Genomic DNA, 24,402 nt, shown 5'->3' with positions numbered 1-24,402 from the left:
CGCACGCGTATCCGCGTGACTTCTTATATGACCTCTACAACGGAAATTCCCAGAGGTGGACTGAGTCGCAGTGGGCACTACTGATGATCACGGGGCGGCTGTCGAGATCGGCCACCCGCAGCCCGAACACCTCGCTGCTGTGGCCCTGGAGCGGCTGGCCCAGCAACCGGCGCTCAGCCAGGTCCCACACGCAGATGGTGCCATCCCCCGCTCCGGTGACGGCGAACGGACGACCGTGCACGGTGCCGGAGGTCAAGCAGCTGATTTCGCCCCCGGGCACGGTAAGGGGTTCGCCCCACTCGTTGGACTCGGGGTCTCCCAGCACAAGGCTCTGCCCACCCGCTGCGATAACCCGTATGCGACCCTCCACCGAGGCCAGGGCGAACTCGGTGGGCGTCTCGTCGAGGTCGCCAAATTTGGCGAGGTGCCGCTCTTCCTCGATGTCCCACACGAGCACGCCGCCGTTCCGGCCACCGGCCACCACGACCGGCCGGCCTGCCCACAGACCCGCTGCCGCTGCGCTACTGGCGCGCGACTGGCATTCCAGCTCCTCAATGTCCACGAGAGAGTCGTAAGGCGAGTGCTGCTCCAGCTCTGTCACCGAATCGTCCTCGTCGTCAAGGTCGCCATCGTCGTCATGCCAGTGCTCCGGCTCGACAACGGACGGGTCCCACAACTCCACGCCCCACGTGCCCGCGAATCCCACGAGCAACCTTGAGCGGTCACCGAAGTCGGCCCTGGCGACCGAGGCCATGCCGCCCTCCTGTGCGCTCAGCCGTACCTTGCCCGTCTCCAGGTCCCACATGGCGAAGCCTTGGTGGTCACCTCCGCCGCCGATCACGATCCGGCCCTTCACCACCGCGGCACCGAGCGCAGTAAGGTCCGTGCGGGGGAAGTCCTCGTCCGGGGCGTCGAGTTCGAACTGGGCCCAGTGGTCGCGGGCCGGATCCCAGGTGCACGCAAGCTGGTCCATGCCGGGACTGCCGACGAGGATCAACTTGCCGTCGAGAGTGACGAGATCGAAGTCCATGATCTCGTGGCAGGACGGAGGCAGGCTGGAGATCAAGGGGGCGCGAAGCGTCATGGCGAACATCCTGCCAAACCCCTCTGACATTCGGCTCGCCAACGGTCTGCTCAGCACACCGGTCCGGGCGGCGGCCAGCCGCCTATCCGCGCGACCTCTTATTTGTCGTCTGTCACTGCGGGCTTGGGAAGGGAAGAACGTCGTTCTGCTCATTCGACCGTTCGGAAAGGGGGTGGAGAATCCCATGCCGAGCACGGTTGCGTTCACGCCCCGCAGTGTGACACAGAACTTCGATTGAGGCTCCAGCGCTGTTAGCCTCCTACAGCTTGATCACTCTCGCCTTCGATCCAGGGCAGGATTCCAGCTGCGAGCGTGAGGACCTGGTCAGCGTGCACCGGCTCATTCAGAGCGTCAGGCGTACGCGCCGCGCAGCCGTATCCAGCGACGCCGGATCCTCCATGTCCGCCATGACACGCTCATCAAAGCTGTGGTGCTGGGCTGCCCTGTACTGTCGTTTCTCCTTGACATCTCAACTCTGTCGATCTCCGGCCCCGCCAGACCCCACCTACAAGCGCTGCCGGTTGAGACCAACGAATTCATCGGGCTCCGCTTCACACCCGGGCTTCCCACCCTGTGCGGAGCGCCGGGTCCGGGCAAAGGCGGTGGGCCTGCTCGGCGACCCGGCGGCCGAGGTGTTCGGCCGTCCGGAGGTCCGAGTCGTGCATCAGCTCCGGACCCTCGTCAATGTTCGAGGCCGCCGCCGCTCCCAGCCAGAAGCCGAGCCGGTTGAGCGCGTTCTCGGCGGAGGTGCTGGAATTCCACCCGGACAGCAACCCGAGACTGACCCAGAGCATGCCGTGCTGGGCCGCCAGCAGCGCCATGTACTCCAGCGTGTGCAGCTTGTCCCCGCTCTTGGACCCCGAGTTCGTGAACCCCGCGGCCAGCTTGTCCGTCCAAGCCTGCTCCGTCCAGCGCTGGACTGAGTCCCGGGCGAACGTGTGGAACTGCGGGCTGGCCGACCCCATGTACGTGGGCGACCCGAACACGATGGCGTCCGCCGTGTCCAGCAGCGACCATTCCTGTTCGGTGATGCCGTCCACCGAGACCAGCTCCACTTTGGTGCCGTCCACGGACGCCGCTCCCGCGCGTACCGACTCGGCCAGTCGGGCCGTGTGCCCGTACCCGCTGTGGTAGGCCACCACCACCAGCTTCGATTCGTTCTTCATGGCGATTCCTTTCGTCACGACGTATGCGCACAGCTTGGCCGCCATGGCCCCCTCGCGGACCGGCCGTTCGGGTGGGCCTGCCCACCCGAACGAGTGGGCAGACCAGGGGAAGGGACCTACTACCATCGGGGCCATGGCGGAGCCGTGGTCGGCCGCTCTGATGGCGGCGCTGAGGGTGGTGCGGGCGCCGCTCGACGGCGTTCTGCCGGAGTTGTCGGCCGTGCTGTCCACCCTGGTGCCGCACCAGGGGCTGGTGTTGTTCACCGGGGACTGCCTGCTGATGTCCCCGCTGCTCATCCACGGGATCGACGGGGTGAGCGCCGACGAGGTGAGCCGCCTCGTCCCCCTGGTGGCCGTCGATCGCCCTTGGTTCGGCCCGTTCACGCTGGCGGGGGTCGAGCGGCCGGTGTTGGCCGTGGCCGTCAAGCCGCCGAAGACCACGGGCGGTCTGCTCGCCGTCGTCACGACCGGCACCGGCCCACCGGAACCTGACGTGCGGGAGATCGTGACGAAGCTCGTCGAACTGACGACCGTGCACCTGACCGACCGCGTGTCACACGCCGAGCCGCATGACGTGACGGGCCCGTCTGTCACGGCCGTCGAAGACCTCGCCGACGCCCACGCCGCGACGCTGACCTCGCTGCTCGGCGTCCTGCGGTCCAGGCGACTCGACGACGCCGCGGCCCGGCGAGTCGCGGTCCAGTTGGCCGTGCCCGCGCTCCTGGAGGCCAGGGCGGGCGGCGAGCGCGACGTGGGGGAAGAGTCGGCGGGCCGAGCGTTCGACCTGCTGGCGGAGAAGCTTTCCGTGCTCGCCCGCTATCACGATCTCAGGCTGGAGCTGGCGGGGCCGGAACAGCGTGACAGGCGGTTGCCAGGGGAGGTGGCCAGGGCGGCTAGATCAGTGGTACGCGGCGCGGTGCTGGCGATGCTGCAACACGGCGGGCTGAGCCGGGTCAGGCTCTCCTGGGAGGCGGAGGATTCGCTGCTGCGGGTGACCTTACGCGATGACGGTCCCGGCTCGCTGGCGACCGACGCCCTGTCGGTGCACCGGCTGCGCGACCGGATGGCGGTGCTGGGAGGAACGCTCGACGTGGACGCCGTCCCGGGCTGGGGCACGACGATCACCGCAGACCTTCCGTTCGGTCCGGTACGCCCCCAGCCCCCGGGCCCACTGGACGCCCTCAACCCGCGCGAACGCGACGTCCTCGAGCAACTGGCGCTCGGCCACCGTAACCGGGTGATCGCCACCCGGCTGGGCATCAGCGAGAACACGGTCAAGTTCCACGTCGCCAACATCCTCAGCAAGCTCGGCGTGAGCTCGCGCGGGAAGGCCGCTGCCCTGGCCCATGGTCGCACCCCATGACGGCTGACTGTGTCCGAAAGCCGTCCCGTCACCTGGCTGCATCTCCCCACCGGTGTCACCGATCCCCTTTCAGCATTTACCTGGGATCACGACTGGTTTCTTGAGGTCGGTCATCCAGGACTCTGGGGACTCGCGAACGGATCAATCGAAGTCGGACGCCGGATTCTGAAGCCGGAGTTACAACCATCCGCAGGACAAGCCGTTCAGCGGCACGGCAACGGCGTGATCATGGACGCGTGACTCCGGTGCGGTCAGGTGATTGAGCTCAGCGGTGTTCGCTGCTGTGGTGCTCGGCGAGGCGGGTGAGCAGGTCTATCAGGTGTTGCCGGTCGGCGGTGGCCAGCGGGGTGAGGAACTCGTCTTGGGCGGCGGCGAGTACCCCGTCGAGGTGGGCGAGTTGCCTTCGGCCTGCCGCGGTAATGGTGATGATGTTGCGGCGGCCGTCTTCTGGGTCGGGTGCGCGCTCGAGGAGCCGCCCTTCGGCGAGGTCGTTGACGGTGGCCACCATGTCGCTGCGATCGATGCCGGTGCGGCGTCCGAGGCTGGCCTGGCTGGCCGGGCCGTACTCCTCCAACGCTGCGAGCAGCGCGTAGTGGTAGCGCCGGACGCCGGCCTTGGCGAGAGCCTGGTCCACGATCCGGTTGGCGACCAGCGCAGCCTGGTTGGTCAGCCTGCTCGGTAGCGTGCGCAGCCGCTTCGGCAGCTTTCCCTCTGCGATGTCCACGGCGGCAATCTAGCAAATTGTTGGACGCACCCACGATTATCTGTATTGTTGGTCACGCCAACATTGGCTTGTCCAACGTTCAACCACGATGCAAGGAGATTCCGTTGAGTACCGATGTCGGTATGGCGGCCGCACCGCGGGCGACCCGAAGGGAATGGCTGGGGCTGGCGATCCTCGCACTTCCCACCATGCTCATCGCCATGGACCTGACCGTGCTGCATCTGGCGTTACCCGCCCTCACCGCCGACCTGCGGCCCGGCAACACCGAATTGCTGTGGATCGTGGACATCTACGGATTCCTCATCGCCGGCTGCCTCATCACCATGGGCGCGATCGGAGACAGGATCGGCCGCCGCCGGCTGCTGCTGATCGGCGCGGTCGCGTTCGGCGTGGCCTCGGTGCTCTCGGCATTCGCGGTCAATGCGGCGATGCTCATCGCTGCCCGGGCACTGCTGGGCATCGCGGGCTCCACGCTGATGCCTTCCACCCTTTCCCTGATCCGGATCATGTTCAGGGACCCCAAGCAGCAGGGCGCGGCAATTGCGGCCTGGACCGGCTTCTTCGGCCTCGGCACAGTGATCGGACCGCTGGTCGGCGGCACGTTCCTGGAAGTGTTCCGGTGGGGCTCGGTCTTCCTGCTCGGCGTCCCGGTCATGCTGCTGCTGATCGTGTTCGGCCCGCTCGTGCTACCGGAGTACCGGGACGAGTCGGTCTCCCGCCCGGACTTCATCAGCGCGATCATGTCCATCGTCGGAGTTCTTGCCCTGATCTTCGGTCTCAAGCGGATCGCCGAGGACGGTCTGCGCCCGGAGTCGGGCATCGCCGTCGTCGTCGGCCTCGCGCTGGCGGCGCTGTTCCTCTATCGCCAGGGCCGCCTTGAGCAGCCGCTGGTCGACCTCTCGCTGTTCCGCAACGGCCTGTTCGGAACCGCCCTCGGCATGCTCGTGCTGGCGACCCTGCTCTCCGCGGGCTCGCAGTTCTTCGTCATGCAGTACCTGCAGTTGGTGCGCGGGTTGCCCCCGTTCCAGGCCGGACTCTGGTCGCTGCCCACCACCATCGCGGTCATGATCGGCGCCATGGGGGCCCCTGGCCTCGCCAGCCGTATGAAGCTGAGTACGCTGCTCGCCGGCGGCCTGGTGGTCGCTGCGGCCGGCATGGTGCTGCTGGCCCGGGTCAGTGGTCCCTCCGACCTGTATGTCGCGGTGGCAGGGGCGGCCGTCATCGGACTCGGGCTCGGGCCGATGGTCTCGCTGGGCACCGGACTGATCGTGGGAGCTGCCCCGCCCGAACGGGCCGGCGCCACGTCCGCGATGGCCTCGACCGGCACCGAGCTCGGCAGCGCCCTGGGCGTCGCGGTGATCGGCAGCGTCGGATTCGCGGTGTACCGGGCGAACCTGGCCGACAGGCTCCCCGAAGGCCTGCCCGCCCCCGCCGTCGAGACGGCCAAGGACACCCTCGCCGCCGCTGTCAACGTCGCCCGCGAACTACCGCCCGCCCAGGGCTCCAGGCTGTTGTCGGTGGCCCGTGAGGCCTTTGTGCACGGCCTGCAGACAACCGCGATCGTCGGTACGGTGCTCGCCGCGCTGCTGGCCATGGCGGCCGCGGCCCTGCTGCGCAACGCCCAGGTGCCAGACCCTCCGCCGACCGCGGAGGCCGACGACGCGGCGAAGTCCTTCGAGAAGGCGGATAACTGACATGCAGAATACGAACTTCGCGGCCGACGCGGTCCAGACCCCCGTGGGAGTATGGACCGGTCTGATGCACCGCGACGACGAAACCGACTCCTTCACCATCTCGTTCGCGCCCGACGGCACCATTGCGCTACGCACCTCCCGCAGCGTGGGCGCCGAAGGTGAGGGGGATCGCCACTGCCCACTGCGGCCGGCAGTGCGCGCGAGGGAAGGGGCATGGGGAGACTTCGATCTGAGTGTGTTCGCGCTACGCGGTCTGTCAGACGCGGATGGTAGTTGATGCCGATCGGACGGGCGCACCAGCCGGTCGGCGACATGCGTCTTTCTGCATCGGAGGCCATCTTCGTCCGCGCAGGTCGAAGTGCCTGCTCCACGGCTGAGGCCAGGTCGCCCACCACTGCTCATCGGCCGGCTCGATGACCGCTTTCGCGATCGGCGGCACTTGCGGTTGGTCTTCACGGAGGCGTGACGGCCTGGCGGCGCGCGACCGGGCCGCGATCAGCGAGGGTTCAGCAGCGGGCCGCTACCGGTTCTTGATCTGGCCGCGTTCGACGATCCACTTCAGGTTCGTCGAGGGGTTGGAGCAGTCGCGGAACAGGTAGGCCGGGACCTTCCCCGACGAAGTGTTGCCGCCACTGTCGAGGCAGTGGCCGGTGGCCGCCGCGGCGGCAGGCGAGCTGGTGGCGATCAGGCTCGCGGCGGCGGAGGCGATCAGGCCTGCGGCCAAGGCGGAGAGCTTGATGGGGGACATGGGTCTCCTTCGTGCCCGAGACTCCCCTGTGGCACCAGCCGGGCCGAGGCGTCTCCGGGGTAGGCGCGGACGAACTCACTGCGATGGCCCGCGCCGGGGCTGTCGCGGAGGCCCGTGAGGCGGCGCGGTCGCGGGAATCCTTCTGGCACGCCGCAGGGCGCTACGCCGTGGACCGATCTGGCCCGCGAACATCGTTCACGACAGACCGACGATACAGCTGGCGGCCGTGATGGACGCGCTCTCAGCGCTCGACGGGCCCTCACCTCCCGACGGGAAGCATGGCTGGCCACCCTCGGGGCGCCGTGCTCCGGGATCTTCCCGGCCCGCGGCCCAACTGGGATCGACGAGCGTACTGGAGGACGCCCACAAGCTCGCGCAGACGGACGGCGAACCGGCGTTGGCCGTGTTGCGGGCCGCGGGGCGGCAACGGGCGGGTTTCGGCGAACTGGCCATCAACTGCGCCGAACGGTCCAGACGTCGCTCGCCCAGCCGCAACGCGCACCTGGCGACTGGTCGCGTGCTGGCCCCAACCGAGCGGGAAATTTCAAGGTCCGGCGCGGTGTGCAGCCACAGACGCCCAGCCGGGCCCCGCCAGCGTCGGGGTAGCTCCGTGATGTTGGCCCTGAGCTACGCATGCGCGTGCTGGCCGACGTCGGACGCGAGATCGCCGGCCGCGACGGCGCCCTTCCCACTGCGGTCCGCTCCCCCATCTTGGGTGACTCCCATATACATTAGATACTTTAATAAGTTACTGATACAGTTCCCGCGTGACGGAGAAGCGGACGCCCGACTTGGATCCGGGCGAGATGGCGGCAGCGGTCGAGGAGTTCAACGGCTTCTACATCCGACTGCCGTCGATCCAGCGGCACAGCTTCACTACGTTGTCGGTGCTGCACACGCTGGCCCGGCGGAGTCCGATGCGGCTCGGCGAGCTCACCGCGACCGAGCAGGTCACCCAATCGGCCATCACGCAGGTGGTGACCCGGCTCGAGAACGACGGGCTGGTCGAGCGGCGGCCCGACCCCCGTGACGGCCGGGCCGTGCTCGTGCACATCACTCCCGCGGGTGCCGAGGTCGTCGAGGCTCGCTACGCCGACCGGGTCGCCCGGCTCGCACCGATTCTCCAGCGGCTCTCGGCCGAAGAGCGCTCCGCGATCGCCGCCGCGCTGCCCGCCCTCCGCCGCATCGCCGAACTCGGCGAGTCCCAGAACGAGCAGCGAGGACGAGCATGACCGATTTCCCTCTGACGCCAACGCCCATTCGAGTGCCCGATGACGTGCTCGCCGATCTGCGACAGCGGCTCACCCTCACCCGCTGGCCGATCGACGCGGGCAACGACGATTCCTACTACGGCGTCAACCGCACCTACCTGCGGGAGCTGGTCGAGTACTGGCGCGACGAGTACGACTGGCGCAAGGCAGAGGCGGCGATCAACGCGTACGAGCACTACCGCGTCGAGGTGGACGGCGTACCGGTGCACTTCATGCGCCGGCCCGGCGCGGGGCCCAACCCGACACCGCTGATCCTCACGCACGGCTGGCCCTGGACGTTCTGGCACTGGTCCAAGGTCGTCGACCCGCTGGCCGACCCCGGGGCGTACGGGGGCGACCCCGCCGAGGCGTTCGACGTGATCGTGCCCTCGTTCCCCGGGTTCGGATTCTCCACCCCGTTGCCGGACCACCCGGACATGAACTTCTGGAAGGTCGCCGACCTCTGGCACACCCTGATGACCGAGACGCTCGGCCACGAGCGGTACGCCGCCGCCGGCTGCGATGTCGGCGCGCTCGTCACTGGGCAACTCGGGCACAAGCACGCCGACGAGCTTTACGCCATCCACATCGGCTCCGGCCTGAAGCTCGACCTGTTCAACGGCGACCGGGCCTGGGACCTGAGCGGCGGCCGGCCCATCCCCGAAGGGCTGCCCGCAGACGTCCACGCGCAGGTCGTGGCCCGGGACAAACGGTTCGCCGTCCACCTCGCCGCGCACATGCTCGACCCGAGCACCCTTTCGTATGGGCTGTCGGACTCCCCCGCCGGGATGCTCGCCTGGATCCTGCAGCGCTGGATGAGCTGGAGCGACGACGGCGGCGACATCGAGACTGTGTTCGGCAAGGACGACCTGCTCACCCACGCCATGATCTTCTGGGCGAACAACGCGATCGGCACCTCGATCCGCACCTACGCCAACAACAACCGCTACCCGTGGACCCCATCGCACGACCGCTGGCCGGTCGTGGAGGCGCCTACCGGCATCACCTTCGTCGGGTACGAGAACCCGCCGGGCGTGACCACCGAGCAGCGGGTCCGCCACTTCGTCGACACCGACCGGGCCGCCTGGTACAACCACGTCAACCTCACCGCACACGACCGCGGCGGCCACTTCATCCCGTGGGAGATCCCCGGAGAGTGGGTCGAGGACCTGCGCCGCACCTTCCGCGGCCGCCGCTGACGGACGCCCCGCCGGGCGGCGCGAGAGGGCATGAACCGGGCGCAGATGATCAGGCCCCCGTCGGAGACTGGATTCACATAGCGTGCGGTTTTCGACTACGCGCGGATCTGCTCCGGCCCACTCGCTCTGCCCACCGCGAGAGGATCTTCCGGCTCTGCTGCCTCCACAAGCCCCACGGGCATCATCGTCGCTCTGGCCGAACGGATCGGCTGACGCGATCCTGCTCCAAAGAACAGGTTGCCGGGGTCGTAACGGTGCTTGACCGCCGCCAGTCGCCGGTAGGTCCGCGGTGGGTAGATCGCGGCCACGTCTTCCCGGGTGGCGGTGGCGAGGAAGTTGGCGTAGGCCCCGTTGACGTGAGGGGCGAGCCGTGCCCAGATCGCTTCCAGGGCCGGACGGGCGGCCTGGACGAGCGGCTCCGGGCGGGTCACCTCCCAGGAGACGTCGGCGGTGCGCAGGGAGGTGTTCGTGACGCACACCTCGTTGGTCTCCGTGGCCGGCGGCGTCAGTGTGCGCTTGACCAGGGCCGTGGTGGCCAGGGGCTCCTCGCGCGGGAACTCGCCGTCGCCGTTGGTGACGCCGACCGAGAACCGCACCGGCACGCTCGTCGTACCCGGTCAGCGCGGCCCTGAGCCGTTCCTCCGGCGGCCGGTAGGAGGCGTCGTCGCGGGCAGGCGCCACCACCAGGTCCGCCTCCCGCATCAGGGTCTCCGGGTGTCACATAGCCATCACGGGGCGCTATGGTTGACGCAAATCACAGGTGAATTGTCCGATTTTTCGTGACAAATTGGTAACGGAGCCGACAGAATGCGGGACCACGAACGTCTCCCGCCTCTGGAGGAATCCCCATGCGTAGACCTCTTGGGGTCCTCGCCGCCGTACTAGGCCTGGCCGCCTGCGCCCCGTCCACCGGCGGGGCGCAGGGTGCGGCCGCGACGTCCGAGGCGACCGCACCGGCCACACCGGCCGACGGCGCGGCGCCCGACCCCACCCAGACCCCCACACGGACGCCGACCCCGGAACCGGTCGCCGAGTCGGACGAGTGCCGCGTGAGCGTGACCCGACCGGATGTCTCCGCGCTCAGGATCCAGACCTCGGCCGCCCGCAGGGGCTGCGTGCACCCGGCGCTGCTGCGGATCCGGATCAAGCGGGTGGCCCCCGGTGACGACCCCGTGATCAAGAGCGGTGCCGCCAGGAGCGGCCGCGTCGCCCTGAAACTGCCCTGCGAGCCGGGCACCTACTACGCGGTCGCCACCGACTACCGGGGCCGCACCAGCAGGTCCAAGGCCGTACGGCTGACCTGCGTCACCCCGACCCCCACTCCCGCCGCCACGCCCGACGAGACCCGCACGGCGCAGGCACCAGCCCCCGAAGAAGAAGCGCCCCGCCCGTCCGTCGGCACGGCCCTGGAGAACGAGGTCGTCCGGCTGACCAACGCCGAGCGGGCCAAGGGCGGCTGCAGGCCGCTCAAGCACGACGCGCGGCTGCGCACGGCGGCGCACGGGCACTCGGCCGACATGGCGAAGAACGACTACTTCGACCACGACTCCCAGGACGGCCGCGACATGACCGACCGCATCCGCGCGACCGGCTTCACCGGCTCGGCCTGGGCCGAGAACATCGCCATGGGGCAGCCGTCGGCGGAGGCGGTGGTCCAGGCATGGATGGAAAGCGACGGCCACCGGGAGAACATCATGAACTGCTCCTACACCCTCATCGGGGTGGGCGCGGCGAAAAGCACTCGGGGCGAGCTCTACTGGACGCAGGACTTCGCCGCCCCCTGATCCTCTCGCTTCGTCGACAGTCATCGGATCTCCGGTCCCCCGCGCATCGGTGGGCAACAGGACCGGGGTGCCGTCCCGGGCGCGCGTGTCGTTCCGGATACATCGGATGTAAACTCTTGTTAAAGCGGCGATTGCGGTGTTATCTCCTAGGTCAACGTCGTCATGTGATCGGAGAACTCCGTGCCCCACCCTCCACGGCGGCGCGCCAGCTCGGCCTTGATCGCCGTACTGGTGCTCGCCACAGGTTTATCCGCCCCCGCCGCGGACGCCGCCGACAGCCCTCACACACCCGATGACTTGACCCTCTGGTACGACAAACCCGCCACCGACTGGGAGACCCAGGCGCTGCCCATCGGCAACGGCCCGCTGGGCGCGAAGGTGTTCGGCGGCGTGGCCTCGGAGCAGCTCCAGTTCAACGAGAAGACGTTGTGGACCGGCGGCCCCGGCGTCACCGGCTACGACTTCGGCAACTGGCGCACGCCGCGGCCGGGCGCCATCGCCGAGATGCAGGAGCGGATCGACCGCGAAGGCCGGGTGTCGCCGAACGAGGTGGCCGCCGAGCTGGGCCAGCCCAAGACGGGCTTCGGGGCGTACCAGACGTTCGGCGACCTGTTCCTCGACTTCGCCGGCGCGCCCCAGCAGCCGGCTGACTACCGCCGCGAGCTCAGCCTGCGCGAGGCCGTCGCGCGCGTCGGCTACACCGCCGACGGGGTGCGTTACACGCGCGAGTACTTCGCCAGCAACCCCGGCAACGTCATCGTCGGCAGGGTCGCCGCCGACCAGGGCGGCAAGGTGTCGTTCACGTTGCGGCACACCTCGCCGCGCAACGACAAGACCGTCACCGCCGCCGACGGCCGGCTCACCATCCGCGGCCGGCTGAGCAGCAACAAGATGAACTTCGAGGCCCAGGTCCAGGTGATCGCCCAGGGCGGCACCCGTACCGACGCCGGCGACAGGATCACCGTCACCGGTGCCGACAGCGCCATGTTCGTGCTGTCGGCCGGCACCGACTACGCCGGAACCTACCCCGAATACCGGGGTGAGGACCCGCACGCCAAGGTCACCGCCGCGGTGGACGCCGCCGCCGCCAAGGGCTACGGCAAACTGCGCGAGGCGCACGTGGCCGACTATCGCAAGCTGTTCGACCGGGTGCGGCTCGACCTCGGCGGCTCCGTCCCGGCCGTCCCCACCGACGAGCTGCGCAGGAACTACACCGGCGGCGCCTCCGCCGACGACCGGGCACTGGAGGCGTTGTTCTTCGCCTACGGCCGCTACCTGCTGATCGCCTCCTCGCGGGAGAACGACCTCCTCCCCGCCAACCTGCAGGGCGTGTGGAACAACTCCACCAGCCCGCCGTGGTCGGCCGACTACCACGTCAACATCAACCTGCAGATGAACTACTGGCTCGCCGAGCAGACGAACCTGCACGAGACCACCGAGCCGTACGACCGCTACATCTCGGCCATGGTCGAGCCCGGCCGCAAGACGGCGCAGGACATGTACGGCGCCCGCGGCTGGGTGGTCAACAACGAGACCAACCCCTTCGGCTTCACCGGCGTGCACGACTACGCCGCCTCCTTCTGGTTCCCCGAGGCCGCCGCCTGGACCACCCAGCACCTGTACGACAGCTACCGCTTCTCCGGCGACACCGACTACCTGCGGAAGACCGCGTACCCGGTGATCAAGGGCGCGGCCGAGTTCTGGCTGGACTTCCTCTACATCGACCCGCGCGACGGCAAGCTGGTCGTCTCACCGAGCTTCTCCCCCGAGAACGGCCAATTCTCCGCCGGCGCGTCGATGTCGCAGCAGATCGTCCGCGAGGTGCTCACCAACGCCGTCGCCGCGGCCAAGACGCTCAAGGTGGACCCGGAGTTCCAGGCTGAGGCGAGCGCGGCCCTGGCCAAGCTCGACCCGGGCCTGCGCATCGGCTCCTGGGGCCAGCTCCAGGAATGGAAGACCGACTGGGACAACCCGAACGACACCCACCGGCACGTCTCCCACCTTTACGCCCTGCACCCCGGCAACCAGATCATCCCGGGCAGCCCGGAGGCGGCGGCGGCCGAGGTCTCTCTGAACGCCCGCGGCGACGGCGGCACCGGCTGGTCCAAGGCCTGGAAGATCAACTTCTGGGCGCGGCTGCTGGACGGCGACCACGCCCACCAGATGCTCGCCGAGCAGCTCAAGAGCTCCACGCTGGACAACCTGTGGGACACCCACCCGCCCTTCCAGATCGACGGCAACTTCGGCGCCACCTCCGGCGTCTCCGAGATGCTGCTGCAGAGCCAGCACGACGTGGTGCACGTGCTGCCCGCGCTGCCGTCCACCTGGCGCGACGGGTCCGTGTCGGGCCTGCGTGCCCGCGGTGACATCACCGTGGACGCCACCTGGAAGGACGGCGCCCCCTCCACCGTCACCGTGCGTCCCGGCAAGACCGGCCCGATCAAGGTCAGGTCGTCGTTCATCGCCGGCCGCTACCGCGTCTACGACGAGCAGGGTCACGAAGTCGGCCCGCACCGCGACGGCGACACCCTGAGCTGGAACGCCCGTGCCGGCAAGGCGTACACCATCCAGAACGAGGCCGCCGTCGCCCTGAAGGCGCCCGCCACGGCCAGTCCTGGCAGCCCGTTCCAGGCCGAGGTCACCGTGACCGCCACCCGCCGCCGCGCTGTCCCGTCCGGCGACGTGACGCTCACCGCGCCGCAGGGCTGGACCGTCGAACCGGCCACCCGCCACCTGCCCGCCACGACCCCCGGCCAGACGCGGACCGCCGTCTTCACCGTCACCCCGGGACCGGCGGACGGCTCACGGCGGGCGGTGCTGTCGGCGGCGGTCACCGGGAGCTCCTGGAAGGGCGCGGCCACCGCCGCGCTCGCCCTGGAGCCCTGCGCGCCGCCCGCACCCGGCTCGCGCCTGGTCGCCTGGGACCCGAAGGAGGGCGGCACGGTCGCCGACACCTCCGGCAACGGCCGGGACGCCACCGTCACCGGCGGTGCGGCGGCCTACGACACCACCGCGCCGAGCGGCAGCGGGCTGGTGCTGGACGGGAACACGTTCCTGACGACCGGCGCGACCACGCTCGGCCTGGTGCGGGAGGCGACGTTCGCGGCCGAGGTCAAGATCGGTGGCAGTGGCTACCGGCGGCTGTTCGACTCGCAGCCGTCCGGCGACCCGGGCACCGACGGCGTGCTCATCGACGTCACCCCGGACAACAGGCTGCGCTTCATCGGCGCGGGGGCCAACGTCGGGCTGAACACCACCCTGCCCACCGGCCGCTGGCTCGACGTCGTGGTCACCCTGGACCGGACCGGCGTGGTCACCGCTTACGTGGAGGGCGAGCGCAGGGCCACCGCCCAGGTCAGCTCGGACGGCATCACCGGCTGCTCCTCCCGCCCGCTGCGCTTCGGCGCCGACCAGAACGGCGGGCAGCGGATGACCGGCGGCGTGGACCGCGCCGCCGTACTCGCGCGGGCGCTGACCGCCGAGGAGGTGAAGACCTGGCAGAACGTCGCCTTCCCTGCGTCTTGAACGACGGCCGCCCTACCGTCTAAATTGATTTAGGGGGTAGCTCAAGCGCTGGTCACCGTCATGGTCGCCCTGCCCGGCATGCCGCCCGGGCAGGGCGCGGCGGAGCGGGGCAGCGCGCCCCGACCGCGGCCGGTACCTGTCGATCGTGGCCACCACGGCGGTGGCGGTCACGGGAGCGTTCACGGCGTTGACCTGCATCAGCCCGTTCCTGACCTGCTTCAGCGGCTTCGCCGAGCCGTCGATCGGTCCGCTGCTGCTGGTACGCGGGATCGCGGGCCTGACCGCCGCCCTCGCCCGCGCGGCACGGGCACTCGCACTCGCCGGGGCGCTGCTCAGCCTGGCGGCGTTCGCCGTGACACTTGGCCGAACCCCGGCTCGTCGGCCGGCGGAAGGCCGTCGGCGAGCCGCTGCCCGAAACTACCATGGTCGCGTGACGCCGCAACCTGTGTCATCCCCTTAGGGAGTAGCCTGGTTGGCATGCCACTCGACGTGTGCCGGCTGCCTCTGGTCGGCGGGCACCCCGCACTCGACCTGGTCAACACGCTCGAACACGGCGAGCCGCCCCATGACTACCTGACCGACACCTCCGCGCTGCTGCGCTGGACGGTCATGGTGGGCCTGGTCAGCGACGCGGAGGCCGACCGGGCCGATGCGGCGTGGCGAGAGGATCCCGCGGCGGCGCGGGCGGGGCTGGCCGCCGCGCGCGACCTCCGGGAAGGGCTGCACCTCGCGCTGCTCGCGGCGATCCGGCCCTCGGGTGGCGGCGCGGCGGGCGACGGCGAGGGCGACCCGATCGCGGCTGGGGCCGCGCTGGTCGGGCTGCACGAGCGGTGGTCCGGGGCGGCCGCCCGGGCGACGTTGGTGCTCGACAGGGGCGACCCGACCCGGATCCGGCTCACCTACGGCACCGTGCCGGCCATGCTGATTCCCGATCGGATCGCCGAGGCCGCACTCGACGTGCTGCGGACGGCCGACCTGACCCGGGTGCGCCGCTGTCCCGTCTCTGAGGGCGGCTGCGGGTGGCTGTTCCTCGACCAGAGCCGCAACGGCTCCCGCCGCTGGTGCCGCATGGCCGACTGCGGCACCACGGCCAAGTCCCGGCGGCTCACCGAGCGCCGCCGCGCCGCGCGGGCGGGCACCCCGTAGGGCGTGGCCGTGCTCACCAGGGAAGATCCTTGTCACACTTCGGGATGTTGTCTTGTCTGAGCTGGTAGACGGCCGGATCGAGCCGGCCAGGCCACGGGTCAGGTGTTCCTGCAGGTCGGGGTCCCCGGCCTGGACCGTCGCCTCAATGGCGGCGCCGACCGCGCCGACCTGGTGCAGCAGGTGCGCGATCTCCGCGCGCAACTCCTCAGCCTCAGGTCCGCCGCCCTCCAGGATCTGCTGGATGCGCTGTTCCAACTCGGCCTCCAGCGCCTGCCGCGACGACTCGCCGCCGACACCATCGCCGCTGTTTTCGCCGAGGCGGGCGATGCCCGCTTTCACGATGTCGGTCAACAGATTGCCGCCGACTGCGGTGGCGGTTCCCAGCACCGCAGCCCCCGCTGCGGCGTCGCCCGGTTCGAGGAACGCCCCGAACGCCCCCACCGACGACATCGCAAGCAGCACCGGAGGCGACCAGCGGCGCGCTCCGGAGACCGAGGTGCGCAGCAGCCGTGCCACCCGGGCCCGCACCCCGGCCCGCATCAGCTCTGACCGAGCCTGCTCCCCCTGCTCCTCAGCGCTCGCCTCGCCACTATCGCCCAACCAAGGCCGGAAAATCCGCACAATCTCCGGACCGCCTACCGCCTCCCAGACGAGGGACCGACACCGCCTTCCCAGCCCGCAGCACGACGAGCCCACACACGGCGAATGACCATCGAGGCGCTCGTGCCACCGCCGCCACGGCGCTACTGGACGAAAGCGTGGGTCATCAGGAGATCGGCGATGGCGTAGCCGATGCCCTTGGACGCTCCGGTCACGAGCGCGGTCTTACCCACGAGGTTCATGCTGTCTTCTCTTTCGGAGGCTCCCCGAAGCTGGGATGGCGGCTCTGGGGAGACGTTCTGGTGGCACGCCGGTCCGGTGAGGGGGTCGGGGCGGGTAGGCGGCGCTGAGCAGAAGTCAGGCCCAGGCGGACTCGGAGACCTCACGCCACTTGGCGTCGGACTCGGCCTGGGCGGCGCTGGCGGCGTCCCAGTACTGCAGCGCGTCGCGGCCGAGCAAGATCCGGGTGGGCGCGTCGTCGCGTCCGGCGAGGTCGCCGATGATCTGCGCGATCCGGGCCGGGTCGGCGGAGTTGGCGGCGGCGGCCTCGGGGTCGGCGTTGCGGATCATGTCGGCGAACACGCCAACGGTCTGCTGGTAGGGCTCACTGACCGGCGGGACCGTCATCGACGAACCGGCCCAGTCCGTGCGCATGCCGCCCGGCTCCAGCACGGTGACCTTGATGCCGAACGGTGCCACCTCCTGGGCCGCTACCAGGGAGAAGCCGCCCACCGCCCACTTGGCGCTCTGGTAGGCGGCAAGGCCCGGGGAGGTGATCCGGCCGCCGAGCGAGGAGACTTGGAAGATGTGCCCGGAGCCCTGCTCGCGCAGGATCGGCAGGACGGCCTTGGTGACGTGGACGACGCCGTAGAAGTTGGTGTCGATCTGCGCCCGGAAGTCGGTCAGGGTGACGTCCTCCACCGCGGCGAGGTCGCTGTAGCCGGCGTTGTTGACCACCACGTCGTAGCGGCCGAACGCCTTCAGCCCCTCGGCGACGGCGTCGCTCACCTGCTCGGCGTCGGTGACGTTCAGCGCCACCGGCAGCACGAGGTTGCCGTACGTCGCGACCAGGTCGGCCAGTTGCTCGGGCTTGCGGGCGGTGGCGACCACCCGATCTCCGGCTTGCAGCGCCTCCTCGACGATCGCACGGCCCAGGCCCCGCGAGCTTCCCGTGACGAACCAGACCTTCGACATGAACTACCCCGTTCTTCGAGATTGGCAGCGTGCGGATCGCCACTCGGCAGTTACCCGATGGTCCTCGCCGAAACGGCTATGACCAGGTGAAACGCCGGTCGCGCCGCACGCCGCAGCTCTAGCGACCGATGGTCGCTTGTACTCATCCCACGTTAAGCGACCGGCGGTCGCTTGTCAAAGGACCGGTGGTCGCTAAACTGAGGGCATGACGGGTTTTCAGCGGGCGCGCAGCCAGGAGCAGCAGGAGGAGCGGCGGCGGGCGATTCTCGACACCACCGCCGGCATGCTCACCCAGATGCCGGTCGCGAAAATCGGGCTGAACGAGCTCAGCCGTCAGGCGGGCATGGCCAAGTCCAACGTCTTGCGCTACTTCGAGTCCCGCGAGGCGATCCTGCTGGAACTGCTGGACCGGGCCTGGACCGAATGGAACACCGACCTGCCCGCCCTGCTGACCGCGGCAATCGACCCTGCCGACCCTGTCCAGCGACGTGCCGAGGCTTTCGCCGCGGTGTACGCGTCCTCCCTGACCGACCGGCAGGTCCTGTGCGACCTGTTCAGCGCCCAGGCGGGCGTCCTGGAACACAACGTGTCGGCCGACGTCGCTGCCCGCTACAAGAAGGCATCCGTCGCCAACCTCACCACGCTCGCGGCCCTCACCCGCGACCGCCTGCCCGAACTCGGCGACACCACTCAGCAGGTCTGCGCCCAGGCCATCATGGTCACCGGCGCCATCTGGACCCACTCGCGTCCCTCACCGGCCATGCTGCAGGCCTACGCCGCCGACCCGGCCCTGGCCGCCCTCAGCATGGACTTCACCGCCACCCTTCAACAGACCGTGGCCACCCTCATCGCCGGAACCCTCGCCCGCGCACAGACCATGCCGCCTCACGCCTCTGGTCCCTGTTAACTGCACTTCTATCCCACCCCTCACAGGGAACCAGGAGAGGAGAGCAGTCCTTGGACGACGTACGCCGCGCTGGCGGACGCCCTGGTCGGCGACCCCGACCGGGCGGCCTGGCACCGGGCTGCGGCCACGGGGCCGGACGAGGAGGTGGCGGCGGACCTGGAGGCGGCAGCATTGCGGGCCCGCCGGTGTTCCGGGCACGTCGGCGGCCGTCGCGGCGCTGGAACGGGCCGTCCGGCTCACCCCCGAGGAGCCGGAGCGGGCGCGGCGGCTGGCGTTGGCCGCCGACGTCGCCGTGGACGCGGGGTTGCCCGATCGCGCCCGGCACCCGGTCGGGCTGGCTCTCCGGCTCGCCGAGGACGCCCGGATGCTGGCGCGCATCGCGACCGTGCGGGCCCGGGTGGAGTCCGAGCACGGCTCGTTGCGCACGGTGCACGAGGTGCTGGTCGAGGCGGTCCGCCAGGTCGCGCCGCTCGACCCGGACGCCGCCGCGTCGATGCTGGTGGACGCGGCACGGGCGTCCTGGTCGGCCGGCGACCCGGTACGGGTGGTGCAGATCCACCGGATGCTCGAAACCCTGCCGCCGGATCCGATCAGGGGCACCCTCGTCGCCTCCATCGGCGGGGCGCTGAAGCTGTACTCCAAGGACCTGGACGAGGTGGCCGACGAGGTGGCGCTGCTACGCGAAGCTCGTCGTACCGGGCAGGAACGGGCCGCCGGGGCTGCGGCTCAACGTGGCCCTGCAGGCGCTGCTGACTGGCGACCACGACGACACCCGCGACATCATGGCGGACCTGGCTGAGGAGCGCCGCGCGCGCGGCGTCCAAAACGTAGCCGTCAGCGGCCATGCAGGATCTCCTGGGCCTTACGTGCCCGGCGTGCGGCACGCTCGACGACAGCGGGATCCTCCTGGGCCCTTTCCACCGCATGCAGCCACGCGAGATCGGCTTGCCGCTCGACCTCCATGCGATGCAACGCGGCCTCGTTGAAATACGCCGACACACTCCGCGCCCGACCGGCTCCCACCTGCTCCTGCACGTAGGCGTGGATGCTCTCTTCCACGGTTGGTGATCGGCTTAGTGCTCATATGTTCGTCATAGAAGCAGTGGCTCGAGTATCGAGCCCATGGTGACCACAACCGGGTTGGTTTCTGAGCCGATCACTTTGACCGGCTGCAGGTCGTGCTCGACCTCGCGCCGCTGTTCACCGTGGACCGCTGCCACCGACCCTTGGACCGTTCCTGAACGAGCCGGCGCAGAGGCCCGGTGAGCACCTCAAACAACGGAACAGCCTTGATGACCCTGGTCGCGTATGGCGCCGATGCCACCGCCATGCGCGCGGACATCCCGGCGTCGAGCGCCCTGCTGACGTCAACTGGTTGCGGTCCGGCGTCGGCGGGCAACCCACCCCAATTTTCACGCCTGTGTGGCGTCACCGGAAGGGAGAGGGGGACTGTTGGCAGACAGGCCGATGCGGAGATCTGGTGGTGCTCGAGTCGGGTGAGACAGGTGTCGGCTCTGTATCGGGATGGGCCTCTGGCAGGCTGATCATGTGACAGGGAGCGCATCGGATCTCGGTGACCGATTTCTGGCCTCAGCCACTGTGTCCGAGCCTCAGCCGCGCAGCAGTTCCTCCCGCCTGGCCAGCAGTCGCTTGCGCTCGCCGGACAGCTCGGCGTGGCGAGCTTTCAGGTCGGCGCCCACGTCCCGGACCCGTTGGATCGTCTCCACGACTTCGGCGCGGGTGTTCTCGATCCGCTGATGCTTGATCACGTCGGTGATGATGTTGTCGAAGAACAGGTCGACGAACCACCGCGTGTCCACCCCGGACAGTTGAGCACGTAGGGAGATGTCGACGTCGGCCAACTCGCGGGAGAAGACGTCCAGGGCCCGCTGGGCTTGCCACGCGGCCTCGTCGGCGGCGTCCAGCCGGTTGGACTCGATCAAGTCGGCGATCAGGCCGCCACCGAACATGTCCCAGGTGGAGGCGTTCCTGGCCGAGTTCAGATGGCGCAGCACATGACGTAGCGCGTCATGTGCTGCCCGCCCAGCCCGGTGGGCCTCCGCGTGCTCACGTACGCTCGCCGTCACGCGGTCGAGAGCGGCACCGAGGTCGGCCAGTTCCCCGGCGCGGGCATCACCGCCGCTGATGAGCTGCCGCGCCTTCTCGGCCAGCAACTCCGCGTACTCCTTCGGGGCTGTCGCGAGCCCTGCCAGCTCGGCCTCGGCCGCACGCGCATCCGCCTCAAGCCGGGACAGGCGGGCGCGGTGGCCGTCGACCCGCTGCCTGGCGGCGGCCGCCTCGGCACGCTCGCGGTCCAGCCGCTTCTCGCGGTTGCCCAGCAGGCGTGCCAGGACGGCGGACAACCCGCCTTCCAGACGGGTGACGTCGTCCTCCTCCAGGGACAACTCCAGCTCCAGGTCAGCCAGGGTGCGATGGGCCTGCTGGATCTGCTCTGCGGTGGCCTCACGCAGCCGCCGCAGGTGGTCGGCTCGGTGCAGGCGGACGGCCGCGTCACGCAGCCGCTCGTCAAAAACTGGCGAACTGGTCACACCTCGCATGACGAACAAGACACTCCGGATGTTCCAGCCGACCGGCCCGGAGCGCTGAGCCAGCTCGGCCCACCACGCCCAGGACGCGAACGCCTTTCACCCGAGTGCCGGCAGACCAGCACTCCTGTTTCACTGCCGAACCCATGCGCCCAAACCCGCTGCCTCGAGCCGGGTCGTCCCCGGGCTCCCGAAGCAAGCCTGTTCCGCACCACGACGACCGCGTCCTGGCCACCGTCGAGGCGAAGCGCAGGGGCGGGGGAAGCGGGACCGGCGTGGTGCTATGGACCAGGGACATACCGTCACCATGGCCGCTTCGCGGACGGCGCCCTTCCCCCGGTCTGCTGCGTCGCACCTCGCCGGTCTGCCGCATGCGGGGTTCAGAAACACGGCTCGATGCACCTCTGGGGATTCCGGGCCCATGCAGAGGGATGAACGGCGGACGCATCGGCGGCTACCGCTGCCGGGGAACGCCGACCACCTCCTGATGCTCACCGCGCTTGAGGGACAGGGCCGCGAACCTCGCGCATTTGGCTGCCCGGTTCAGCACCGTGCCTTACGTGGCTGACAAGATCATCACGCTCTGACCTGCGAGGGAGCCGGGGCTCACTGGCTGTTCCGCACCCAAGTCACCGGCGCCGGGGCGTGGTGTTGGGGGGTTGGGTGGGTCAGGTGTGGTGGGGGTGAAGAGCATGACCCAGTGGTCGTTCTCGGGGTCGTGGAGCATTTCGCTGTCGAAGGTGAGCGGGCCCTTTGTCGGGTGGTTGACGTGTTTCATCGCGGAACTCCAGGTGCCGATCTCCCCCTTCTGCCAGTGGCGGTCGAACTCGGGGTTGCTGGTCGAGAGTTCGCGGAACAGGGAGCGGAGATACTCGTCTTCCGGGTAGTGGCTGAGTGCTTTGCGGAGTTCGGCGGTGGCCACCCGGGCTAGTTGTTCGGCCCCTTCGTTCCCGAGTACCTTGTCGAGTCCCGATGCGGTGAATGCCTGGTAGGCGATGTTGCGGCCGTAGGGTCCGTCGTCGAAGAGGGGCCCGAACAGGTACGCGGCGGCGGTGTTGAAGGCGAGCATGTCGAGCCGGCCGTCGTGGATGGTGACCGGCATGACGTCGTTCAGGCCGTCGAGTAGCTGCTGGAGGCCGGGGCGGATCTCGGTGGCGGGTGCCCGCGATGGCGGGGGGCGCTCGCCGGCGAGGCGAAAGAGGTGGTCCCGTTCGGCGTTCGAGAGCCGGAACGCTCGGGCCAGCGCGGCGAGGATCTCCCGCGACGGGCGGGCGGCGCGGCCCTGTTCGAGGCGGGTGTAGTACTCGACCGAGATGCCCGCGATGTCGGCGAGTTCCTGACGTCGCAGACCCGGGACACGCCGGTGGGACAGAGGGGAGGCTCCGGGCCGATCCCGGGGCGCCATCTGGGAGCGGTGGTGACGTAGGTACTCGCCCAGACCTGACCGCTCATCTCCCCGCATGGATTCATTGTCCCTCCCCGTGGGGCGAGCTTCCGGTCGGAGTGTGGCCCTGTCGGTACCAGGCTCGAGGCGATCTCCCTGACTGTCGGAGGCCGCGTCAGGGTCGATGGTGACGCAGAACGCGGACGTCGACGCGGGTCGACGCCACCGCCAGCACCCACCCGACCCCAGCCCAGGAGACTCCCCCATGACCACAGCCAACCGATCCCTGATCATGACCGGCGCCACCCGAGGGATCGGACTGGAGGCCGCGCGGGACGTCCTCAGACGCCGCCCCGACACCCACCTGGTCGTTCTCGGACGGGCCTCCTCCGCCGCCGAGACACTGCCGGGCCTGCGGGAGATCTCCCCACACGTCTCACACGTCGACATCGATCTGGCGAGCAAGGCCAGCGTCGCCGCCGCCGGCGCGCGCCTGGAAGACCTCCTCGACTCCGGCGCCCTGCCTCCACTGTGGGGCCTGGTCTTCAACGCGGGTGTGCACCTGTCCAACGCGTTGGAGGCCACAGTCGACGGTTACGAGCGGACCTTCGCCGTGAACGTCATGTCCACCCACCAGCTCCTGCGGCAACTCCACCCCCACCTTCACCCACCGGCCCGCATCGTCGTCACGGTCAGCGACGCCCACTTCGGCGACCTCCGACACACCGGAGGAACCATGCCTTCGCCCCGGTGGGCCATCCCGGACATCTCCCGCCCCGGAGCGTTCAACCGCTCCGGGAACGTCCGAGCCGGCCGCCGTGCCTACGTCACCAGCAAACTCGGCGGCATATACCTGGTCCACGAGTGGTCCCGCCGCCTGCCCGAAGGCGTCGACATCATCGCCTACAACCCCAGCCTCGTCATCGGAACCGGACTCGCCCGAGAAACCGGCGGCGCGTTCCCCTTCCTGATGCGGAGAATCGTCCCGATACTGGCGGCCACACCCCTGGTAGACACCCCCGCCCCCGCGGGCAAAAAACTCGCCGACGCCATCCTCGGCGCCACCCCCGCCCCGACCGGCGCCTACATCCACCGAACCAAAGCCATGCCGTCTTCCACCGAGTCCTACAACCCCGACCGCGAACACGCCCTCTGGAACTGGCTGGAACAACTCCCACAGGAACAGACCCCACGAACAACCAACTGACAAACCGACAAGAGGCCCCGCGGTGCTTCCCCACCCGCCCACCGCACCCAGCCCACCAATTGCGGCGGGCCAGCACATACCACTCCATCGTCCAGGCCAGCACGTCGTAGGACACTCCGCAGGCCTCCGACATCCGGGCCAAGCCTAGGTTCGTGGACATCGCGATGAGCACGACCAGCATGTTGCGCTTGGTCTCCACGGACGTGCTGAGCTTGCGCCCGCCGACGTGGGTGAAGCAGTCCAGGACGTGCGTGCGCGCGTCCAGCTCGATCAGCAGCGAGGCGATCGGCGCGAACGGCAACATCCCGGCCAGCTCGTCCTTCAGCGCCTTGGCCTCGGCCGGCACGTCCTCGGCCGACAGCGGCGGCACCACCAGATGCGCCTCCTCATCCAGCCGGACCGTCCCGGTGTCATCCAGCAGCGCCTGGGCCAGCGTCTTCTCCAGCTCCTCCAGAGCCTCATGCAGTTTCTCCTTGCCCTGCTCCAGCGCCTCAGCCGCGCCCGGCGGCTTGCCCACCAGACGGCAGCACTCACCGCGCCGGGGCGCCCACTGCTCGGGCGTGTACAGGTAGGTGGCCGGATCGGCGTAGCGGCGCGAGCCGGGCACGAAGACGTCCCCGCTGCGCAGCCCGTCCTGCAGGCACAAGATCACGCACAGCTCCCAGAAGTGGCGGTAGGCGGTGTCCTCCCCGGACTTGCGGGCCTTGGGCCAGGTAGTCGGGGGTACTTGGCGGGCACGAAGCCGGTCGGCGCGCCCGCGGGCACCTTCCGGCCGCCGAGCCGGTTGGGCCCTCGCCCCGATGTGTGGACACCTTGAGTGCCGGATGATGGAGATCCGGAGACAAGGAGTTCCTCGTGGCGATGAAGTCGTATCCGCCGGA

21 protein-coding genes and 1 pseudogene are annotated in these 24,402 nt (G+C 69.5%); 12 read left to right on the top strand and 10 right to left on the bottom strand.

Annotated elements, in window-relative coordinates; translation table 11 throughout:
• Positions 1 to 34: 34 nt before the first annotated feature.
• Both ACZ6S0_RS51605 and ACZ6S0_RS51600 read right to left on the bottom strand, forming a co-directional pair.
• Entirely contained in the window at positions 35 to 1,084 is a 1,050-nt protein-coding gene (locus ACZ6S0_RS51605; RefSeq protein WP_465928288.1) for a WD40 repeat domain-containing protein, read from the bottom strand.
• Positions 1,085 to 1,635: 551 nt separating this feature from the next.
• On the bottom strand, positions 1,636 to 2,250 hold the full coding sequence (locus ACZ6S0_RS51600; RefSeq protein WP_465928286.1) for a flavodoxin family protein: 615 nt from the start codon (positions 2,248 to 2,250) through the stop codon (positions 1,636 to 1,638).
• Positions 2,251 to 2,383: 133 nt separating this feature from the next.
• Here ACZ6S0_RS51600 and ACZ6S0_RS51595 point away from each other — a divergent pair, with 133 nt between their 5' ends.
• Positions 2,384 to 3,613, top strand: a complete 1,230-nt coding sequence (locus ACZ6S0_RS51595; RefSeq protein WP_465928284.1) for a helix-turn-helix transcriptional regulator — start codon at positions 2,384 to 2,386, stop codon at positions 3,611 to 3,613.
• Positions 3,614 to 3,878: 265 nt separating this feature from the next.
• Here ACZ6S0_RS51595 and ACZ6S0_RS51590 read toward each other — a convergent pair whose 3' ends face one another.
• The gene (locus ACZ6S0_RS51590; protein ID WP_465928282.1) at positions 3,879 to 4,337 is read right to left on the bottom strand and encodes a MarR family winged helix-turn-helix transcriptional regulator; all 459 of its coding nucleotides are present in this window, start codon (positions 4,335 to 4,337) and stop codon (positions 3,879 to 3,881) included.
• A gap of 122 nt (positions 4,338 to 4,459) precedes the next feature.
• Here ACZ6S0_RS51590 and ACZ6S0_RS51585 point away from each other — a divergent pair, with 122 nt between their 5' ends.
• Complete coding sequence (locus tag ACZ6S0_RS51585) at positions 4,460 to 6,031, top strand: MFS transporter (RefSeq protein ID WP_465928280.1); 1,572 nt, start codon at positions 4,460 to 4,462, stop codon at positions 6,029 to 6,031.
• Positions 6,032 to 6,551: 520 nt separating this feature from the next.
• Here the strand turns inward: ACZ6S0_RS51585 and ACZ6S0_RS51580 are convergent.
• Positions 6,552 to 6,779 carry a hypothetical protein gene (locus ACZ6S0_RS51580; RefSeq protein ID WP_465928278.1) on the bottom strand — a complete coding sequence of 76 codons (228 nt, stop codon included), beginning with the start codon at positions 6,777 to 6,779 and terminating at the stop codon, positions 6,552 to 6,554.
• Positions 6,780 to 7,546: 767 nt separating this feature from the next.
• Between ACZ6S0_RS51580 and ACZ6S0_RS51575 the strand changes: the two genes are divergently transcribed.
• Together ACZ6S0_RS51575 and ACZ6S0_RS51570 are read left to right on the top strand one after the other, a co-directional pair.
• Positions 7,547 to 8,011: a MarR family winged helix-turn-helix transcriptional regulator gene (locus ACZ6S0_RS51575; RefSeq protein ID WP_465928276.1), complete on the top strand. Its 465-nt coding sequence runs from the start codon at positions 7,547 to 7,549 to the stop codon at positions 8,009 to 8,011.
• Positions 8,008 to 9,228, top strand: a complete 1,221-nt coding sequence (locus ACZ6S0_RS51570; RefSeq protein ID WP_465928274.1) for an epoxide hydrolase family protein — start codon at positions 8,008 to 8,010, stop codon at positions 9,226 to 9,228. Before ACZ6S0_RS51575 ends, ACZ6S0_RS51570 begins: the two co-directional genes overlap by 4 nt.
• Positions 9,229 to 9,323: 95 nt before the next feature.
• Here the strand turns inward: ACZ6S0_RS51570 and ACZ6S0_RS51565 are convergent, their stop codons facing one another.
• The gene (locus ACZ6S0_RS51565; protein WP_465928272.1) at positions 9,324 to 9,824 is read right to left on the bottom strand and encodes a BBE domain-containing protein; all 501 of its coding nucleotides are present in this window, start codon (positions 9,822 to 9,824) and stop codon (positions 9,324 to 9,326) included.
• A 252-nt stretch (positions 9,825 to 10,076) separates the two neighbouring features.
• On the opposite strand from ACZ6S0_RS51565, the gene ACZ6S0_RS51560 reads away from it, so the two are divergent.
• The 5 genes from ACZ6S0_RS51560 (at position 10,077) to ACZ6S0_RS51540 (ending at position 16,232) form a co-directional block, all read left to right on the top strand.
• Entirely contained in the window at positions 10,077 to 11,012 is a 936-nt protein-coding gene (locus tag ACZ6S0_RS51560) for a CAP domain-containing protein (protein WP_465928270.1), read from the top strand.
• Positions 11,013 to 11,309: 297 nt separating this feature from the next.
• Positions 11,310 to 14,537: a glycosyl hydrolase family 95 catalytic domain-containing protein gene (locus ACZ6S0_RS51555; protein ID WP_465928268.1), complete on the top strand. Its 3,228-nt coding sequence runs from the start codon at positions 11,310 to 11,312 to the stop codon at positions 14,535 to 14,537.
• Between the two features lie 145 nt (positions 14,538 to 14,682).
• A complete protein-coding gene (locus tag ACZ6S0_RS51550; protein ID WP_465928266.1) occupies positions 14,683 to 14,997 on the top strand; it encodes a hypothetical protein in 315 nt (104 codons plus the stop codon).
• 17 nt (positions 14,998 to 15,014) lie between these two features.
• Positions 15,015 to 15,683 carry a CGNR zinc finger domain-containing protein gene (locus ACZ6S0_RS51545; RefSeq protein WP_465928264.1) on the top strand — a complete coding sequence of 223 codons (669 nt, stop codon included), beginning with the start codon at positions 15,015 to 15,017 and terminating at the stop codon, positions 15,681 to 15,683.
• A gap of 102 nt (positions 15,684 to 15,785) precedes the next feature.
• Positions 15,786 to 16,232: a hypothetical protein gene (locus ACZ6S0_RS51540; RefSeq protein ID WP_465928262.1), complete on the top strand. Its 447-nt coding sequence runs from the start codon at positions 15,786 to 15,788 to the stop codon at positions 16,230 to 16,232.
• A 408-nt stretch (positions 16,233 to 16,640) separates the two neighbouring features.
• On the opposite strand, the gene ACZ6S0_RS51535 is transcribed toward ACZ6S0_RS51540, so the two are convergent.
• The gene (locus ACZ6S0_RS51535) at positions 16,641 to 17,477 is read right to left on the bottom strand and encodes an SDR family NAD(P)-dependent oxidoreductase (protein WP_465928260.1); all 837 of its coding nucleotides are present in this window, start codon (positions 17,475 to 17,477) and stop codon (positions 16,641 to 16,643) included.
• 205 nt (positions 17,478 to 17,682) lie between these two features.
• Between ACZ6S0_RS51535 and ACZ6S0_RS51530 the strand changes: the two genes are divergently transcribed.
• The gene (locus tag ACZ6S0_RS51530) at positions 17,683 to 18,384 is read left to right on the top strand and encodes a TetR/AcrR family transcriptional regulator (RefSeq protein ID WP_465928258.1); all 702 of its coding nucleotides are present in this window, start codon (positions 17,683 to 17,685) and stop codon (positions 18,382 to 18,384) included.
• A gap of 274 nt (positions 18,385 to 18,658) precedes the next feature.
• Positions 18,659 to 19,183: a hypothetical protein gene (locus ACZ6S0_RS51525; protein ID WP_465928256.1), complete on the top strand. Its 525-nt coding sequence runs from the start codon at positions 18,659 to 18,661 to the stop codon at positions 19,181 to 19,183.
• Positions 19,184 to 19,218: 35 nt separating this feature from the next.
• On the opposite strand, the gene ACZ6S0_RS51520 is transcribed toward ACZ6S0_RS51525, so the two are convergent.
• The 3 genes from ACZ6S0_RS51520 to ACZ6S0_RS51510 form a co-directional block, all read right to left on the bottom strand.
• Complete coding sequence (locus tag ACZ6S0_RS51520; RefSeq protein ID WP_465928254.1) at positions 19,219 to 19,443, bottom strand: hypothetical protein; 225 nt, start codon at positions 19,441 to 19,443, stop codon at positions 19,219 to 19,221.
• A 551-nt stretch (positions 19,444 to 19,994) separates the two neighbouring features.
• Positions 19,995 to 20,933 (bottom strand): hypothetical protein, encoded by a 939-nt coding sequence (locus ACZ6S0_RS51515; protein ID WP_465928252.1) that lies wholly within the window; start codon positions 20,931 to 20,933, stop codon positions 19,995 to 19,997.
• A 553-nt stretch (positions 20,934 to 21,486) separates the two neighbouring features.
• Positions 21,487 to 22,392 carry a helix-turn-helix transcriptional regulator gene (locus ACZ6S0_RS51510; RefSeq protein ID WP_465928250.1) on the bottom strand — a complete coding sequence of 302 codons (906 nt, stop codon included), beginning with the start codon at positions 22,390 to 22,392 and terminating at the stop codon, positions 21,487 to 21,489.
• Between the two features lie 187 nt (positions 22,393 to 22,579).
• Here ACZ6S0_RS51510 and ACZ6S0_RS51505 point away from each other — a divergent pair, with 187 nt between their 5' ends.
• Positions 22,580 to 23,521 carry an SDR family NAD(P)-dependent oxidoreductase gene (locus ACZ6S0_RS51505; RefSeq protein WP_465928248.1) on the top strand — a complete coding sequence of 314 codons (942 nt, stop codon included), beginning with the start codon at positions 22,580 to 22,582 and terminating at the stop codon, positions 23,519 to 23,521.
• An 85-nt stretch (positions 23,522 to 23,606) separates the two neighbouring features.
• Here ACZ6S0_RS51505 and ACZ6S0_RS51500 read toward each other — a convergent pair.
• Positions 23,607 to 23,825, bottom strand: a pseudogene (locus ACZ6S0_RS51500) (Tn3 family transposase); the annotation flags it as partial.
• Positions 23,826 to 24,402 lie beyond the last annotated feature (577 nt).

The sequence above is a fragment of the Nonomuraea sp. NPDC051298 genome, assembly GCF_055586305.1.
This window is presented reverse-complemented; position numbering and strand designations above follow the sequence as displayed.

What these genes read in the sequence shown, in the direction of transcription:
- ACZ6S0_RS51605 (WP_465928288.1), bottom strand. Translation starts at nt 1,084, where the DNA reads ATGACGCTTCGCGCCCCCTTGATCTCCAGCCTGCCTCCGTCCTGCCAC.
- ACZ6S0_RS51545 (WP_465928264.1), top strand. Translation starts at nt 15,015, where the DNA reads ATGCCACTCGACGTGTGCCGGCTGCCTCTGGTCGGCGGGCACCCCGCA.
- ACZ6S0_RS51510 (WP_465928250.1), bottom strand. Translation starts at nt 22,392, where the DNA reads ATGCGGGGAGATGAGCGGTCAGGTCTGGGCGAGTACCTACGTCACCAC.
- ACZ6S0_RS51580 (WP_465928278.1), bottom strand. Translation starts at nt 6,779, where the DNA reads ATGTCCCCCATCAAGCTCTCCGCCTTGGCCGCAGGCCTGATCGCCTCC.
- ACZ6S0_RS51505 (WP_465928248.1), top strand. Translation starts at nt 22,580, where the DNA reads ATGACCACAGCCAACCGATCCCTGATCATGACCGGCGCCACCCGAGGG.
- ACZ6S0_RS51535 (WP_465928260.1), bottom strand. Translation starts at nt 17,477, where the DNA reads ATGTCGAAGGTCTGGTTCGTCACGGGAAGCTCGCGGGGCCTGGGCCGT.
- ACZ6S0_RS51530 (WP_465928258.1), top strand. Translation starts at nt 17,683, where the DNA reads ATGACGGGTTTTCAGCGGGCGCGCAGCCAGGAGCAGCAGGAGGAGCGG.
- ACZ6S0_RS51560 (WP_465928270.1), top strand. Translation starts at nt 10,077, where the DNA reads ATGCGTAGACCTCTTGGGGTCCTCGCCGCCGTACTAGGCCTGGCCGCC.
- ACZ6S0_RS51570 (WP_465928274.1), top strand. Translation starts at nt 8,008, where the DNA reads ATGACCGATTTCCCTCTGACGCCAACGCCCATTCGAGTGCCCGATGAC.
- ACZ6S0_RS51600 (WP_465928286.1), bottom strand. Translation starts at nt 2,250, where the DNA reads ATGAAGAACGAATCGAAGCTGGTGGTGGTGGCCTACCACAGCGGGTAC.
- ACZ6S0_RS51595 (WP_465928284.1), top strand. Translation starts at nt 2,384, where the DNA reads ATGGCGGAGCCGTGGTCGGCCGCTCTGATGGCGGCGCTGAGGGTGGTG.
- ACZ6S0_RS51585 (WP_465928280.1), top strand. Translation starts at nt 4,460, where the DNA reads ATGGCGGCCGCACCGCGGGCGACCCGAAGGGAATGGCTGGGGCTGGCG.